The organism is Phascolarctobacterium faecium, assembly GCF_003945365.1.
Classification (GTDB): Bacteria; Bacillota; Negativicutes; order Acidaminococcales; family Acidaminococcaceae; genus Phascolarctobacterium; species Phascolarctobacterium faecium.
Window position 1 is genome coordinate 1,256,949 of record NZ_AP019004.1, and the last position, 16,327, is coordinate 1,273,275.

General features: G+C 47.5%; 17 protein-coding genes. 14 read left to right on the forward strand and 3 right to left on the reverse strand.

Annotated features, from left to right (window positions below; translation table 11 throughout):
- Positions 1 to 37: 37 nt before the first annotated feature.
- From PFJ30894_RS06170 to rnc, 11 genes are all read left to right on the forward strand, one after another.
- Entirely contained in the window at positions 38 to 541 is a 504-nt protein-coding gene (locus PFJ30894_RS06170) for a YceD family protein (protein ID WP_125669317.1), read from the forward strand.
- A 35-nt stretch (positions 542 to 576) separates the two neighbouring features.
- The gene (gene rpmF, locus PFJ30894_RS06175) at positions 577 to 756 is read left to right on the forward strand and encodes a 50S ribosomal protein L32 (protein ID WP_021717228.1); all 180 of its coding nucleotides are present in this window, start codon (positions 577 to 579) and stop codon (positions 754 to 756) included.
- Between the two features lie 243 nt (positions 757 to 999).
- Positions 1,000 to 1,572, forward strand: coding sequence for a transcription factor FapR (gene fapR, locus PFJ30894_RS06180; RefSeq protein WP_113077196.1), 573 nt, complete (start codon positions 1,000 to 1,002; stop codon positions 1,570 to 1,572).
- Positions 1,572 to 2,591: a phosphate acyltransferase PlsX gene (gene plsX / locus PFJ30894_RS06185; RefSeq protein ID WP_125669318.1), complete on the forward strand. Its 1,020-nt coding sequence runs from the start codon at positions 1,572 to 1,574 to the stop codon at positions 2,589 to 2,591. Before fapR ends, plsX begins: the two co-directional genes overlap by 1 nt.
- On the forward strand, positions 2,592 to 3,581 hold the full coding sequence (locus tag PFJ30894_RS06190) for a beta-ketoacyl-ACP synthase III (RefSeq protein ID WP_021717231.1): 990 nt from the start codon (positions 2,592 to 2,594) through the stop codon (positions 3,579 to 3,581).
- Positions 3,582 to 3,626: 45 nt separating this feature from the next.
- Complete coding sequence (gene fabD, locus PFJ30894_RS06195; protein WP_113077194.1) at positions 3,627 to 4,574, forward strand: ACP S-malonyltransferase; 948 nt, start codon at positions 3,627 to 3,629, stop codon at positions 4,572 to 4,574.
- A 1-nt stretch (position 4,575) separates the two neighbouring features.
- The gene (gene fabG / locus PFJ30894_RS06200; protein WP_125669319.1) at positions 4,576 to 5,319 is read left to right on the forward strand and encodes a 3-oxoacyl-[acyl-carrier-protein] reductase; all 744 of its coding nucleotides are present in this window, start codon (positions 4,576 to 4,578) and stop codon (positions 5,317 to 5,319) included.
- A gap of 46 nt (positions 5,320 to 5,365) precedes the next feature.
- Positions 5,366 to 5,596, forward strand: a complete 231-nt coding sequence (locus PFJ30894_RS06205) for an acyl carrier protein (RefSeq protein ID WP_021717234.1) — start codon at positions 5,366 to 5,368, stop codon at positions 5,594 to 5,596.
- A gap of 76 nt (positions 5,597 to 5,672) precedes the next feature.
- The gene (locus PFJ30894_RS06210) at positions 5,673 to 6,623 is read left to right on the forward strand and encodes an NAD(P)H-dependent flavin oxidoreductase (protein WP_021717235.1); all 951 of its coding nucleotides are present in this window, start codon (positions 5,673 to 5,675) and stop codon (positions 6,621 to 6,623) included.
- A gap of 16 nt (positions 6,624 to 6,639) precedes the next feature.
- A complete protein-coding gene (fabF, locus tag PFJ30894_RS06215) occupies positions 6,640 to 7,893 on the forward strand; it encodes a beta-ketoacyl-ACP synthase II (protein WP_113077192.1) in 1,254 nt (417 codons plus the stop codon).
- A 20-nt stretch (positions 7,894 to 7,913) separates the two neighbouring features.
- Positions 7,914 to 8,642 (forward strand): ribonuclease III, encoded by a 729-nt coding sequence (rnc, locus tag PFJ30894_RS06220; RefSeq protein WP_021717237.1) that lies wholly within the window; start codon positions 7,914 to 7,916, stop codon positions 8,640 to 8,642.
- Positions 8,643 to 8,694: 52 nt separating this feature from the next.
- Here rnc and PFJ30894_RS06225 read toward each other — a convergent pair whose 3' ends face one another.
- The gene (locus PFJ30894_RS06225; protein ID WP_021717238.1) at positions 8,695 to 9,018 is read right to left on the reverse strand and encodes a DMT family transporter; all 324 of its coding nucleotides are present in this window, start codon (positions 9,016 to 9,018) and stop codon (positions 8,695 to 8,697) included.
- Between the two features lie 9 nt (positions 9,019 to 9,027).
- A complete protein-coding gene (locus PFJ30894_RS06230; protein ID WP_125669320.1) occupies positions 9,028 to 9,468 on the reverse strand; it encodes a MarR family winged helix-turn-helix transcriptional regulator in 441 nt (146 codons plus the stop codon).
- Positions 9,469 to 9,692: 224 nt separating this feature from the next.
- Between PFJ30894_RS06230 and PFJ30894_RS06235 the strand changes: the two genes are divergently transcribed.
- Both PFJ30894_RS06235 and PFJ30894_RS06240 read left to right on the forward strand, forming a co-directional pair.
- Positions 9,693 to 10,706, forward strand: a complete 1,014-nt coding sequence (locus PFJ30894_RS06235; RefSeq protein WP_125669321.1) for an elongator complex protein 3 — start codon at positions 9,693 to 9,695, stop codon at positions 10,704 to 10,706.
- The gene (locus PFJ30894_RS06240) at positions 10,699 to 11,214 is read left to right on the forward strand and encodes a DNA-deoxyinosine glycosylase (RefSeq protein WP_125669322.1); all 516 of its coding nucleotides are present in this window, start codon (positions 10,699 to 10,701) and stop codon (positions 11,212 to 11,214) included. Before PFJ30894_RS06235 ends, PFJ30894_RS06240 begins: the two co-directional genes overlap by 8 nt.
- A 34-nt stretch (positions 11,215 to 11,248) precedes the next feature.
- Here the strand turns inward: PFJ30894_RS06240 and PFJ30894_RS06245 are convergent, their stop codons facing one another.
- Complete coding sequence (locus PFJ30894_RS06245; RefSeq protein WP_021717242.1) at positions 11,249 to 12,442, reverse strand: pyridoxal phosphate-dependent aminotransferase; 1,194 nt, start codon at positions 12,440 to 12,442, stop codon at positions 11,249 to 11,251.
- 321 nt (positions 12,443 to 12,763) lie between these two features.
- On the opposite strand from PFJ30894_RS06245, the gene smc reads away from it, so the two are divergent.
- Positions 12,764 to 16,324 carry a chromosome segregation protein SMC gene (gene smc / locus PFJ30894_RS06250; protein ID WP_167457037.1) on the forward strand — a complete coding sequence of 1,187 codons (3,561 nt, stop codon included), beginning with the start codon at positions 12,764 to 12,766 and terminating at the stop codon, positions 16,322 to 16,324.
- The last annotated feature ends 3 nt before the right edge of the window (positions 16,325 to 16,327 follow it).

The following is a 16,327-nucleotide window of genomic DNA, read 5'->3' on the forward strand; positions in this document are numbered from 1 at the left end:
TTTAGAGCATAGCTATAATTGATACGATTGGTGAAATATGATAAAGATAAATGTCGCAGAAATCAAGAAAAGACTGGTCGGTAAAAAAGACTTTTCCTATGAACTGAAACCAGCAGAATTGAACATTACCGAAGCGGATCTTCCGCTGACAGGAACGGTGACCGTAAAAGGCACGATATCCAATGTCGGTGATGTTTTGCTTTTGGAAGCTATGGTTGAAGCCATGGTCAACAGGACCTGCGGACGCTGCCTTAAAGCCTTTACAGGTAAGAGTACGGCTGAAGTATTGGAAAAATTCTATCCGGCAAGTGCTGAGAATATCGAAAATGATGCTTTTATTTATGAATCTGATATCGTCGATCTGACGGAACCGATTCGTGAAAGTCTCCTGCTGGCAGAGCCCCTTCAAGCTTTGTGCAGGATCGATTGTCAGGGCTTGTGTCCGGTCTGCGGCGCCGATAGAAATAAAGGCGACTGCGGCTGTGATACTACCACAGTCGATCCCAGGTTGGCGGCATTAAAGCAATTCATCAAAAATTAAATTCACATTCATTAGCTTGAGGAGGTGTATCAAAGATGGCAGTACCAAAGAGAAAAATGTCCAAAGCTCGCCGCGATTCCCGTCGCGCGAACTGGAAACTTACAGTTCCTGGCTTAGTCGAATGTCCGCAATGTCATGAGATGAAAATGCCGCATCGCGTTTGTCCCGAATGTGGTTATTACAACGGCAAACAAGTTATCGTTAAAGAACAATAATCTTGCAGCTTTAAATCCCCGTACCTTAACGGTACGGGGATTTTTGCTTTTTATTGGCTGGTACTAAAGTGATACAGGCAGAGTAAAAAAGCTGTTTGAAAACCGTCGGGCATTTGATTGTGACTAACTTGTGAATTATTAGGAAAATTAAGCATGGAATTAAAATTTTTACTTGCTTTTTTTATTGTGAGCTTTTATAATACCTCTAGATATTAATAGTTGGTACTAAAGTCGGGTGATAAAATGAATTCTTCCAAAAAAATAATACGGCAGGAAAATCTGTCCAAGATGTTGGAACGCAATCCATTTTTGACAGACGAGCAGCTTGCTAAAGCACTTGAAGTCAGTATCCAGACAATCCGTTTGGATCGCCTGCGAATGAATATTCCGGAAGTACGTGAACGTACACGTCAGATGGCCGAAAATGCGCAGACAAAATTGAAAGCCATCGACAAAAAAGATATTGTCGGCGATCTTATTGATCTGGAATTGAATAAGATCGGTATTTCGATGCTGAAAATAACGCCGGAAATGGTGCTGGAAAAAACAGGCGTCGCACGCGGTTACTATATGTTTGCGATGGCCAATACCCTGGCTCTGGCTGTAGTCGATGCAGATGCGGCCTTGACAGGGGTGGGTAATGTTAAGTATAAAGTACCGGTCTATGCCGGTGCAACCTTAGTCGCTAAGGCGGAGGTGATCCGCCGTGAGCATGATAAATATGTTATCTGGGTCAAAGTTCGCAACAATAACGAAGAAGTGTTTCGTGCTAAATTCATTATTGTATCACTGCCCAACGAAAGGATCGAGAAATAGTGAAAATTGCGGTTGATGTGATGGGAACTGACTATGGACCTCAAGAACTGGTTTTGGGAGCTGTCCAGGCTGTCAGAGCGTATGACTGTGAAGTCGTTCTCGTAGGCGACTCCGAAATTATAAAAAAACTGCTGGAGGAATATAATGCTGCTGATGAACGAAAAATCACAGTACATCATTCCAGAGAAGTTATTAATATGGATGAACATCCAGGTATAGCAGTAAAAACTAAAAAAGATGCGTCTATCGTCGTTGCTACGAAGCTGCTGCGTGATAAAGAGTGTGATGCGCTGGTATCGTCCGGAAGCACAGGGGCGGCAGTAGCCGCAGCATTGTTTGGACTGGGACGCATCAGGGGCATCGAACGTCCGGCTATCGCGACTCCTATCCCAAGTCTTACCGGGACGACAGTAGTTTTAGACAGCGGTGCTAAAGTCGACGCCAAACCCGAACATATGGTGCAAAGTGCTATCATGGGCAGCGTTTATGCTGAGTTGATGCTGAAAATAAAAAATCCGCGCGTCGGGCTTTTGAATATCGGTGAAGAAGAAACAAAAGGTAACGAGCAGGCTCTTGCTACTTATCCTCTGCTCAAGGCTGAAGAACATATCAACTTTGTCGGTAATGTAGAAGGCCGTGACATTAACAAAGGCACTGTTGACGTAGTCGTCTGCGACGGGTTTGTCGGCAATGTAGTCCTGAAGTTTGCAGAAGGTCTTGCAAGTGCTATAATGAAGTTAATGAAAGAAGCTATTTTGAATGGCGGTTTTCTGGCCAAGCTGGGCGGACTTTTGATCAAACCGGCTATGAAGGGGCTTGCCAAGCGGCTTGATCCGGCTGAATACGGCGGTGCGCTGCTTTTGGGTGTCAAGGCACCTTTTATTATCTGCCACGGCAGCAGTAAAGCAAAGGCTATCAAAAATGCAATCGGCGTGGCTATAGATTTTGCTGAGCGTGATGTAGTTGAACATATTGCCGGCAATATCGTGAAATCAAGAAAAGGAAACGAGGAAATATAAATGGAAAAAGCAGTTGGTATTTTAGGTCTGGGCTGCTATGTGCCTGAAAAGGTGCTGACCAACCATGATCTTGAAAAAATAGTAGAAACCAGCGACGAGTGGATCGTTGAACGTACAGGCATTAAAAACAGGCATATTGCCGCTGAAGGCGAAGCTACATCCGATATGTCCGTTATTGCGGCAGAACGTGCTTTGGCTGACGCAGGCGTAAGCCCTGAAGAAATCGAACTGGTCATCGTGGCAACTGCTTCTGCTGACCATGCTTTTCCCTCTACCGCTTGTCTGGTACAGGACCGTATCGGCGCTAAAAACGCAGCCGCATTCGATCTGTCCGCAGGCTGCTCCGGCTTTGTTTACAGTCTGGGCGTAGCAAGCCAGATGGTAAAATCCGGTTTGTACAAAAAAGCGCTCATCATCGGTGCTGAAACTTTAAGCCGCATTATGAACTGGGAAGACCGCAATACCTGCGTTCTTTTTGGTGACGGTGCAGGAGCGGCGGTCATTGGTGAAGTCGAGGATGGTCTTGGTGTTTTGGGTATCGATCTCGGCAGCGACGGCAGCGGCGGCAAATATCTGTTCCAGCCGGCTGGAGGCAGCCGCAGACCGGCTTCTCACGAAACAGTAGATGCAAGAGAGCATTTTATCCATATGAACGGCAATGAAGTATTTAAATTTGCAATCCAGATCATGGGCAAAACGGCTAAACGAGCTTTAGCTAAAGCAGGTCTTGAACCGGCTGATGTCGATCTTCTGGTTCCGCATCAGGCTAATATCCGCATTATTAACAGTGCTGCTAAACGTTTGAAAATGCCAATGGAAAAAGTTTGGGTAAATGTCGATAAATACGGCAATACTTCCGCTGCTTCCATTCCCATTGCCCTGTGCGAGGCGCAGGAGCAGGGCGTACTTAAAAAAGGCGGTACAGTACTGTTGGTTGGTTTCGGTGCTGGCCTCACATGGTCTTCCATTGTGCTTAAATGGAGTAAATAAACCTGCAAGAACAATTGAGCAAAAGACGAAAGAGAGGTTTTCCCAATGAGCAAAATTGCATTTGTATTCCCGGGACAAGGTTCCCAAACTGTAGGTATGTGTAAAGATCTTTATGATAACTATACTTGCGCTCGCAAGGTTTTTGAAGCTGCTGACGAAGCTTTGGGTTTCTCCATCAGCGATATGTGTTTTAATGGTCCGGAAGATCAGCTGCGTCTGACCTTTAATACTCAACCGGCTATCCTGACTGCCAGCGTAGCCTGTGCTGAGGTGCTGAAAGAAAACGGACTGAGCTGCGAAGTTGCTGCTGGCCATAGCCTGGGTGAATATTCTGCTTTGGTTTTGGCAGGTGCTTTGGACTTTGCTGATGCTGTCCGTATCGTTCGTAAACGTGGCCAGTTCATGCAGGAAGCTGTTCCTGTTGGCGAAGGCAGCATGGCCGCTGTCTTAGGTCTTGAAAGCGATAAAATCATTGATATCTGCCGTACTGTTGAAGCTGAATGCGGTGAAGCTGTACAGGCAGTAAACTTCAACTGCCCTGGCCAGGTCGTTATTGCAGGCTCTGTAGGCGCAGTGGACAAAGCTTTGGCGGCGTTGAAAGAAGCCGGCGCCAAACGCGCTGTTCTTCTTCCCGTAAGCGCACCTTTCCACAGCACTCTTATGCAGCCGGCTTCCAAACGTCTGGCTGAAGTTTTTGAAACTATTACCTTCCACGACGCTAAGATTCCTGTCGTAGCTAATGTAACTGCAACTGAAGTTACCAAAGGAGAAGAAATCAAAGAATCTCTGATCCGTCAGGCTGCTATGCCTGTACTTTGGGAAACCTCTGTCAACCATATGATCGCAGGCGGCGTCGATACTTTTGTCGAAGTCGGCCCAGGCAAGGTTCTGTCCGGTTTTACTAAAAAAATTGCCAAGGGTATGGCTGCTTTGAACGTCGAAGATGAAGCAAGCCTTGAAAAAACACTTGCTTATTTTAAGGAGGTTCGTTAAAATGCAGTTAGAAGGTAAAATCGCACTGGTTACAGGTGCTTCCCGCGGTATCGGTAAAGCTATCGCAGTGGCGCTGGCTGCTGCAGGAGCTGATGTCGCTGTCAATTATGCCGGTAACAAAGCTGCTGCTGAAGCAGTGGCTGCTGAAATCGAAGCTATGGGACGCAAAGTTCTGCTGCTGCAGGGTGACGTTGCCAAGCTTGAAGTCTGCACTGAAATGATCGATGCCGTTATCAAAGAATTCGGCCGTATCGACATTTTAGTCAATAATGCAGGCATCACTCGTGACAATCTACTGATGCGTATGAAGGAAGAAGATTGGGACGCAGTGCTGAACACTAACCTCAAAGGTGTTTTCAACTGCACTAAAGCAGCTGTCAAATACATGATGAAACAAAGAGCGGGCCGTATCGTCAACATCACCTCTGTCGTAGGTGTAATGGGCAATGCCGGTCAGGCCAACTATGCTGCAGCAAAAGCAGGCTGCATCGGTTTCACCAAATCTGTAGCTAAAGAAGTTGCAGCCCGTGGCATCACTGTTAACGGTGTTGCACCTGGTTTTATCAAAACTGATATGACCAGCGTTTTACCAGAAAAAGTAGTAGCCGATATGGAAGCCGGTATCCCGCTGGCGCGTCTTGGCGAACCTGAAGATATTGCCAAGGCAGTATTGTTCCTTGTAAGTGACGATGCTGCTTACATAACCGGTCAGACTTTACATGTTGACGGTGGTATGGTAATGTAATTATGCAATTCTTAAAAAAAGACCTTTGGAAGGAGGTGAATCGTAAATGAGCACTTTCGAAAAAGTAAGAGACATTACTGTCGAGCAATTGAGCGTTGACGCTGATGAAGTAAAGATGGAATCATCCTTCATCGATGATCTGGGCGCTGACTCCCTCGACATCGTTGAATTAATCATGGCTTTCGAAGAGGAATTTGAAGTTGAAATCCCTGACGAAAAAGCTGAAAAAATCCGCACCGTGGCTGATGCAGTCAAAATGTTGGATGAAGAAAAATAATCTTTTAGCAGCTCAAGGGAAAGCTCTTAGGAGCTTTCCCTGACAGTTGCAGTAGTCCTGAAATGGGGGATATTTGTTGAAACTACCAGTACTTAAAATAGGTGATTTGACAGCCGAAGTACCGATCATACAAGGCGGAATGGCTATCAGACTGTCTACCGCGCGTTTGGCGGCAGCCGTTGCGCAGGAAGGCGGAATAGGACTCATCGCAGCGTCCGGCATGGCGTTTGACGAGCTGCGTAAAGAGATCCGGCTGGCCAGAAAGCTTACCGGCGGGAAAGGCATCATCGGCATTAATGCCATGGTTGCGGCCCGCGAATTTCTTGGGCTAATTACCACTGCTGCCGAAGAAAAAATTGACCTGATCGTTGCCGGTGCCGGTTTTTCAAGAGATATTTTCGCCGTGGGGCGTGAACATAACGTAGCCGTAGTGCCCATCGTTTCCTCTGTCAAACTAGCTAAAATATCTGAAAAGCTCGGTGCAGCCGCTATTGTAGTGGAAGGAACAGAGGCGGGAGGACATCTTGGGACTCAACAGTCCATCAAAGATATTCTGCCTGACATTGTCAAGGCGGTCAATATTCCGGTTATCGCCGCCGGCGGAGCTACTGACGGTGCAGCTGTAGCGGAGCTTCTTAAATTAGGGGCCAGCGGTGTGCAGATGGGCAGTCGTTTTGCCGCCAGCGAAGAATCCAACGGTGCTCCGGCGCTGAAAGAATTATATCTCAAAATGACCAAAGAGGACGTTGTACAGATCGACAGTCCCGTTGGCTATAAAGGCAGGGCGATCCTTAATCCTTTTGCCAAACAGGTTCTGGAAGGTACGCAGCCGCGTCCCCGCACCTGTGATAACTGCCTTAAACAATGTTCCCGCAGCTTCTGCATCATCCGTGCGCTCACCAGAGCTCAGCAGGGCGATGTTGAAACCGGCCTTGTTTTTACAGGTGCCAATATGTGGAAGATCAAAGAAATTTTACCCGTGAAAGAAATTTTCAGAAGACTGAAAGAAGAAATAGCAAAAATTTAATTTGAGGTGATTTATTTTGAAAAGACGAGTCGTTATTACCGGTGTTGGCCCGATTACTCCAATCGGCATCGGCAAAGATGAATTTTGGGGCAATCTGATCGCTGGTAAATCCGGTATCGGTCTCATTACCCAGTTTGATGCTTCTGATCCTGGCTTCACCACTAAAATTGCAGGCGAAGTTAAAGATTTTGATTTCGCTAACTATGGCGATAAAAAAGAAGGCAAACGTATGGATCGTGTGACCCAGTTTGCTGTAGCTGCTGCTAAACTGGCAGTGGAAGATGCTGAACTCGATCTGGAAAAAATTGATCCCGTTCGTGCCGGCGTTTGCGTTGGCAGCGGCATTGGCGGCATCCATACCTTCCTCGAGCAGTCTTTAAAATATGGCGAAAAAGGTCCAGGCAAAATCAGTCCGTTCTTCATTCCGATGGAGATCCCGAATATGCCTGCCGGCCAGATTTCTATTGCTTTAGGCTTTAAAGGCCCTAATACCGCTATCATCACAGCTTGTGCTACCGGCACTAACTGTATCGGCGACGCTCTGCGCACTATTCAATATGGCGATGCCGATATTATGATCGCAGGCGGCACAGAAGCTGCTGTTTCTCCTGTTGCTATAGCAGGCTTCGGTAACATGAAAGCTCTTTCCACCAACAACGAACATCCTGAAAAGGCTTCCTGTCCGTTCGATAAAAAACGCGACGGTTTTGTTATGGGTGAAGGTGCCGGCGTAGTAGTTATGGAAGAGCTGGAACATGCTTTGGCACGTGGAGCTCATATCTATGCTGAAGTAGTAGGCTTTGGCATGAATGCCGACGCTTATCACATCACTGCTCCTGATCCGAGCGGTGAAATGCCTGCCCTGTGCATGCAGCAGGCTATCGACGATGCTGGTATGAAACCGGAAGACGTTGATTACATCAACGCTCATGGTACTTCTACCCATCGTAATGATTTGAATGAGACTTTAGCTGCTAAAAAGGTTTTTGGCGATCATGCTTATAAAATGACTATCAGCTCCAACAAATCCATGACAGGACATTTGCTGGGCGCTGCAGGCGGCGTAGAAGCAATTGCTACCGTCATGACCATTGAGAATGGTATTATCCCTCCGACGATCAACTATGAAGACCCTGATTTAGAAGAAGGTCTGGACCTTGACTATGTTCCTAACGTAGCCCGTAAAGCAGAAGTAAGAGCGGCTCTGTCCAATAACTTCGGCTTTGGCGGCCATAATGCCACCATTCTCTTCAAAAAATATCAAGCTTAATTGAGAATAGAGTGATTTAAATGCAAGACACGCGCAAAGAGCAGCTGCTGAAGTTCTGTCAAAGCCTTGGCATCGAAATGCACAAGCTGGAACTTCTAAACAGCGCTCTGACGCATACATCATACGCTCACGAATCTAAAGAATTACCGCGTCCGGAACATAACGAACGCGTAGAATTTTTAGGCGACTCCGTGCTCAGCGTTATCGTCAGTACATATATGTACTGCACTTTCCCCAACCTTAACGAAGGAGAACTTACCAAGCTCAGGGCCCATATCGTCTGCGAAGCATCGCTGGCTGAATATGCCCGTAAAATAAATCTTGGTGATTACCTGCTTTTAGGAAAGGGAGAAGGTTTGTCGGGAGGACGCGAACGCGCTTCTATCCTGGCCGACGCTTTTGAATCTGTACTTGGGGCTTATTATTTAGACCAGGGTATGGAAGCAGCCCGTGTATTTTTACTGGGGTTAATGAAAGCCGAGCTGGATTTTATCTGTACGCACGGCATTTGCAGTGATTTTAAAACAAGGCTGCAGGAAGTTGCGCAGCAGGATGGCGATGTTGATATCGTCTATGAGCTGATCGGTTCCAAAGGTCCTGAACACAACAAACATTTTGCCACCATTGTTTCCGTTAACGGCAAACATATCGGTTCAGGCGAAGGCAGGACGAAAAAGGAAGCGGAACAGCAGGCTGCTAAAAGCGCTCTTGAAAAAATGGGCGCGCCTTTGACAGGCTTTCCTAAATAAAATAAACCCTTGCCGGTTTACCGGCAAGGGTTTTCTTTGTCTGCTGTTCAGCTCAGTGTGAAGGTCCATACAGGTTCAGCAGAACTACACCGCTGACGACCAAAGCCATACCGACGGCGCCGATGGCGTTGATGCTTTCGTGAAAGACCAGCATTGAAATGATGGCTGCGGCAACGACACCGATGCCTGCCCAGGTTGCATACGCAATGTTCAAATCAATAAACTGCAGTGAACGGGACAGAAAATAAAAAGCGCCTGTGTAAGCTGCAACTACTACCAGCGAAGGTGACAGCTTAGTAAAGCCCAGTGTGTATTTCAAAAATGTTGTGCCCAGTAATTCCAAAACAATAGCTAAACCTAAATATACAAATCCCATGATATCCTCCTAATCATCTATGGCGTCACGTAAAGCCTTCATCCAGGCAAAGCCGCCTTCCAGCAGTGCGTTGCGCTGGGCGTCAGTCATATTACGCAGCGCCCGTTCTTCAAAATCATCCATTTTTTGTAAAAGCCCGTCGGCATAAGCAGCTCCCTGACTGGTAAAAACCAACAGCTTGACGCGTTTATCAGTAGGGCTGATTATTTTTTCGACGAAGCCTTTGTCTTCCAATCCGGACAGAATACTGTTGACCGTCTGTTTGGGCAGCATCAGTTTTTCGCAGATCAGATGCTGGGTACAGTCATTTGGAAATTCCTTCAGCAAATACAGGGTCAGCAGTAAATTGTTATTGAGTCCGTGTGATTTGGCCCAGCGTTCATAGACGGCGTTTGTGCCGAACCAAAGGTCGTAGTAGCCGTGGCGTATCCGTTGCAGCTCTTTATGCATAAGCGCCCTCCTTTTTTAATAAAGTCCGAAATCGGACTAATTGAATTATAACAACATTTTCTAAAAAAGGCAAGTAAAATTTTGTGAATGACACCAGGGCGGATGGCGGGCATTGACCGGGAGCGGTGATACGGGTATAATGCAATTATCAAGCATGTTGATAAAAATGCAGGCGCACTAATAAGCCGCATTATAATAAACGTTTAATGCAAGGAGGCAGGGCAGTGGCAATCATACCTGTGTTTATACCGCATGCGGGCTGTCCGCACCAGTGCGTGTTCTGTAATCAAAAAACTATCAGCGGTCAGCAGACTGCGTCGTCGAGAGACGTAGAGCAGCAGCTCGAACGCTATCTGCAATGGATCAAACCGGGCCCTTCCAACGAAGCGGCTTTTTACGGCGGCTCGTTTACAGGTTTGCCGGCCGACTTGCAGACAGAACTTTTCCGACCTGTAGATAAACTTTTGGCGGAAGGTGTTATTGGCAGTGTTCGCTTATCTACCCGACCAGATTATATTGATGCCGCCCGGTTAGAGCTGCTGCAGGCACACGGCGTAAAAACGGTAGAACTGGGTGTGCAGTCGCTGGACGATAATGTTCTGGCAGCGGCAGAGCGGGGGCATCAGGCCGCCGATGTTTATAAGGCTGTTTCTTTGCTGAAACAGTATGGCTTTGAGATCGGTCTGCAGTTAATGGTAGGTATGCCTGGCCAAAGCTTTGACAGCGTCAAAGCTACGGTTGAGCAGGTGCTCAGGCTCGGTCCTTCTTTTGCCCGTATTTATCCCTTGCTGGTAATAAAAGGCACGCCGCTTGAGCATATTTACGAACGTGGTGAATTTGAGCCTCTGACACTGGAAGCAGCAGTTGAGCAAAGTGCTTATGTATACAGCAAATTAACCCTGGCGGGGATCAAAGTCATTCGTGTTGGCTTGCAGGCCGATGAAGAGTTGTGCAGTGAAGGTAATATTGTTGCTGGACCGTTCCACCCATCTTTTGGTGAACTTGTGCAAAGCTTTTTGCTCTATGCCGAACTGACTCCGCAGCTGCAGAGGCTGTTTTGCCAAGGCGCGGGAAACATAGTAATAACCTGCCCGAGCAAGCTGGAATCAAAGCTGCGCGGGCTGAAAAACAATAATCTGCGGCGCTGGCAGCAGCTTGCAGGACCGGTTCCTGTAAATATCAAAGCAGGGCCTGATGCAGAACGTATTATGATAAGCTGGAGGTTGGACGATGAGTGAATGTCAGAGCTTTGACCCGGTCGCTGACACAGACAGCAGGCTGCTCATTCTCGGTTCCATGCCCGGTGTTCGTTCCTTGCAGATGCAGCAGTATTACGGACATCCGCAGAATCGTTTTTGGCCGTTGGTGACGATGCTTTTAGGCTATGCTGAGGTTCCTTTGGATTATGCGGATAAAAAGCAGATGCTTTTAGATAACCGTATAGCTCTTTGGGACGTACTGGGTTACTGCGAACGTGAAGGCAGTCTTGATTCGGATATTACCTGCGAGCAGCCTAACGATCTGGCCGGATTTTTGCAGAATCATCCGCAGATACATACTATCTGCTGTAATGGAGGCAAAGCTGCCGCCGCCTTTAAAAAATATACCAGACAGCTCGATCTGCAGAGGATTACTGTGCATTTCCTGCCTTCTACCAGCCCGGCCAATGCCCGCTGGAGCCTGACTAAGCTTTTGGAAGCGTGGCAGGTTATCAATACCGGACGTAAAAAAATAAAAAAGCCTTGAATACAAAAAGTATTCAAGGCTTTTACTTTAGTTATCAGTTAGTTTTTCCTGGATATGCCTTCAGTGCTTCACCAAGGATATAAATTGCCTTTTTCAAATCATCACAATTGAGAACATAGGCCAGCCTAGCCTCATTAACCCCCAACTCAGGGTCGCTGTAGAAACCGTTGCCGGGAGCGAACATAACAGTTTCGTTATCAATAGCAAAATTTTCCAAAGTCCAGATAGCAAACTTTTCAGCATCGTCTACGGGCAGCTGCACCATAATATAAAAGGCTCCCTTCGGATCGGAAGCAACTACGCCAGGCAGCTCTTTAAGAGCGGCAACGATCGTATCGCGGCGTTTTTTGTACTCTTGATTCACTTCCTCCAGATAGCTGACGGGAGTAGTATATAAAGCGGCTGCGCCGACCTGTTCCAGAATCGGGCTGCACAGACGGCCCTGGCAGCATTTGATAATCTGCTTGGCAAGCTCTTTGTTTTTGCTGATTATGCAGCCGATACGGGCGCCGCAGGCACTGTAGCGTTTAGAAACCGAATCAATGATGATCAGGTTGTCGGCAAGCTCGGGCATTGTGCCAAAGCTTCGGTAAGCGCCGTCATAAACAAATTCACGGTATACCTCGTCAGCGATCAAAGCCAGGTCATATTTGCGGACGATTGCTGAAATCATATCCATTTCTTCCTGTGTATAAACAACACCGGTCGGATTACCGGGATTAGTCAGTAAAACAGCTTTTGTTCTGGGCGTGATCTGCGCTTCGATAGCAGCAGCGTCAGGCAGATGGTAACCGTCAGTCACATTTGTCTGTACAGCGTTGATTTTAGCGCCAAACTCTCTGGCAAAAGTAGTATAGTTAGCATAAAACGGCTCGAATACCATGATCTCGTCTCCTGGATCACATAAGGCCATGACAGCAAAAATCAAAGCTTCGCTGCCGCCGTTGGTAATAAAAATATCATCGGCAGCAAAATCCATACCTTTTTCGGCATAGTATTTGCGTATCGCTTCGATCAGAAAACCTTCGCCTTTGGAATTGCCATAAGCAATTACCTGCTCGTCATAAGTGCGGATGCTTTCCATAAACTGGTCAGGAGTTTTGATATCGGGCTGTCCGATATTCAGATGGTAGATTTTTTTACCCTTCGCTTTAGCTGCATCTGCATACGGCGACAGCTTTCTGATAGGTGAAGAAGTCAAACTTTGGATACGTGCTGAAAGTTTCATGTAAAATCCCCTCACTGCTGATAAATTTTGTCCGGGCGCCAGGACCCGGGGTTATTATGGCACTTGGCAGCATTTCTGCTGTCTTGCCAAGTGTTCATATTATATCATAATTAAATCGTTATTTTTAGCATCAGGATAAAAAAATGTAAAAATATTTTACAAAACGGCCTGAAATACAGCAAAAGTGTTTCAAAAAATACTTTTTGCTTCTCAAGCATAACGGCAGCATTTGATTAAAAAAGTGCGTTGAGTCATATAATTGTATGAAACCTTCATCTATGGTAAAATATACTGATAGAATATTGCAGATTGGGTGATTTTGTGCATTTAAAGTCATTTTCGACTTATGGATTCAAATCCTTTGCAGATAAAATTGAATTAAGCTTCGGTTCGGGCATTACGGCAATCGTTGGACCAAACGGCAGCGGCAAGAGCAACATTTCTGATGCGATCCGCTGGGTACTGGGCGAGCAAAGCGCCAAATATCTGCGCGGCAGCAAAATGGAAGATGTTATTTTTTCCGGCAGCGGCAAGCGCAGGCCTTTGGGTGTTGCCGAAGTGACGCTGGTTTTTGACAACAGCGACCATCGCCTCAGCCTTGATTTTGATGAAGTAAGCATTACCCGCCGCGTTTTTCGCAGCGGTGACAGCGAATACTCCATCAATAAAAAGAACTGCCGTTTAAAAGACATTCTTGACCTTTTGGCAGATACTGGTCTGGGACGTGGTTCTATGTCCATTATCGGTCAGAATAAGATCGATGAAATACTGAACAGCCGTCCTGAAGAACGCCGCGCTTTGTTTGAAGAAGCCGCTGGTATTGCCAAGTTCAGGATGCGTAAAAAAGAAGCTATGCGGCGTCTGGACGATACCGCTGCCAACCTGACCCGCATCAACGACATCAAAGCCGAAGTCGAAGGTCAGGTCGAGCCTCTGCGCCTTGCTGCAGAACAAACACGCAAATTCAATCTGCTGGATAAAGAACTGCGTGCCTGCAAACTGACCCAATTTGTGCACAAGATAGAAAATATTGAAAATATTCGGCAGAAGCTGAACACACAGGATGCCGAACTTGAAAATAAAGTACTGGAACGCGCTACTGCCGTCAGCACACAGGAAGCTGAATGCAGTGCCTTACAAATGGAGCTGGATAAGCTCAGTGAAGCCTATAACCGTATTCAGGACGATATCAAAGAAAAAGAAACAGCTCTGGAAAAACTGCGTGGTCAGGAAGCTGTGTTGGCAGAGCGTGTTCGGCAAAGCGAAAAATCAGGACTGCGTTTGGAAGAGCAGGGCAAAAAGCTGCAGGAACAGATCGCAGCTTTGGATACTCAGCTCAAAACGATGGTCGTGGATTATGACCGTTTAGAAGCGCAGCAGGCTGCCGCACAGCTTTTGGTAAGCAGGCTGACCAGAGAACAGGCAGAAAAAGAAACACGTATCAGCGAAGCTGAAGCGGCAATGGAAGATATGAAAACAGCTGCTTTCGATAATATGCGTACAATGGTCAATCTGCGGAATGAGATCCGTGGACTGGAGCAGGAGCAGGAACAGCGGATGCGTAAGCGTGACGCCCTTAAAAAGAGCATCGCCGAAGCAGAAACCGCAGGCGAAGAACTGCAGAGCCGTTACCGTAATATGAACGATGAGCAGAGCAATGTAGAAAACTCTTTGGAGCTTATTAAACGCGATGGCAGGGAAGTGAGTGCTAAAGCTGCCGAAGAGACCGAAGCGCTGAATAAAGTTCTGTCGCAGCATAAAGACTGTCAAAACAGGATCACAGCGCTGGAAAGCCGTTTGAACCTGCTGCAGAATATGCAGAAAAGCTATGAAGGCTTTGGCTATGGGATCAAAACAGTGCTGCAGTCGCAGGAACCCTGGCGCAGTGACGTTATCGGTGTTGCCGCCGAACTGATCGAAGTGCAGCCTGAATATGTAGTTGCAATAGAAACTGCATTAGGAGGAGCGGCGCAGAACCTTGTTATGGGCAGTTCGGAAGCCGCCAAAAAGGCCATCGCCTATCTTAAACAGCGTCAGGCCGGCCGGGCGACCTTCCTGCCGCTTGATACTATCAAATATCATGAACGCCGCAGTGAAGAAGAGGCACTGGCAAAACTGCCGGGTATTCGGGGATTTGCTGCCGATCTGATCGGCTATGATATAAAACTGGCGCCGATCTTTAAATTTTTGCTGGGTCGGGTGCTGGTAGCGGACAATATGGATGCCGCTTTGGCAGCTGCCAAAAAAAGCAGCTTTCGTACCCGAGTCGTTACTTTGGCGGGAGATGTCGTCAATGCCGGCGGTTCGCTGACCGGCGGCAGCAGGCAGCAGAAGGAAGCCGGCTTTCTGTCGCGCGGCAAAGAGATCGACGAACAGGAACAAAAGGCAGGTGTCTTGCGCCGTGAGCTGTTGGGATATCAGGAGCTGCTTGAAGAACACGAAGGTACCTTAAAAGTTTATAACAACAAACTGGTGGAATTGCGCCAGGACCTGCAGCAGAAGGAAATCCGCAAAGCTGAGCTGGGCGTAGCTCTGGAGCGTTTAAGCGCAGAGCAGCGTCAGGCTGCGGAACGGCTGGAGCTTCTGCTGGATGACCGTAATCAGGTTTCTCAGGAATATATGGCAGCTCGCCAGCAGCTTACCGACCTGCGCCCGCAGCTAACGGCTCTGGAAGCCGAAGACGCACAGGGCAAACAGCTGCTGGATGATCTGCAGAAACAAACGGCCGCAGACCACAGCGCGCTGGCATCTATCCGCAATCGTCTGCAGGATGCCAGGGTCGAACTGGAATCGAATGCCGCACGGACTACGATGATGGCCGAGCGGATGCAGCAGCTTGATGCCGATATGGGGCGTATGCAGCAGGAACTCGCTGCTAATGAAGACGAGCAAAAGCATTTGCTTGACGTGATAACGGCCAGCAAAACCAGCACTGAACAGCTGGCTGCCAGCAGTACCGCATTACTGGCCGAATTACAGACCGTTGTCGGCGGTAAAGATGAATTCGGGGCCAAACGTATTGCCATTACTGAAAAGCAGGCAGTGGCAGGCGAGAGGCTGGATTCTTTGAAAAAAGAACTGACTGTTGCTGAAACCAGGCGCAATCAGGCAGCGATGGAAATGGTACGTCAAAACAGCGACTATGACCATGCTCTGGAACAGCTGGCGACTGAATACCGTATTACTCTGGACGAAGCACGTGCCAGCGGTGATCTGCTGGATGAAAGCGATGCGGCTTTACGTCGGCGTGAACTGCGTCTGGAGCGTGAAATTGAAACCTTAGGCCCGGTAAATCCTGCGGCAATCGAACAATATGAAGCTGTCAGCGAGCGCTATGAATTTTTACAGCGTCAATACAGCGATCTTTCAGAGGCCAAAGCCAATCTGGAAGCAGTTATCAGCGAAATCAATTCCGGTATGGCCAAACGCTTCAAAGAGGCCTTCGGAAAAATAAACGAATATTTTTCCGACTGTTATGTGCGTTTATTCGGCGGCGGTACTGCTGCTTTAAAACTTACTGACCCTAATGATGTTTTAGGCAGCGGCATCGATATCGAAGTGCAGCCTCCCGGTAAAAAACTGCAGAGCCTCTTCCTGCTATCAGGCGGCGAGCGGGCCCTGACGGTTATCGCCCTGCTGTTCGCTCTGCTCAGCTATCAGCCTTCGCCCTTCTGTATCCTTGACGAAATAGATGCGGCGCTTGACGAAGCTAACGTTGACCGCTTTGCGAAATTCCTGGCAGCCTATGCCGAAAGCACGCAGTTTATTGTTATCACACACCGCAAAGGCACTATGGAAGCCGCGCATGTTCTGCACGGCGTTACCATGGAAGAATCCGGTGTTTCTAAATTACTATCTGTCAAATTGAGCGAAAAGGAGTGAGAA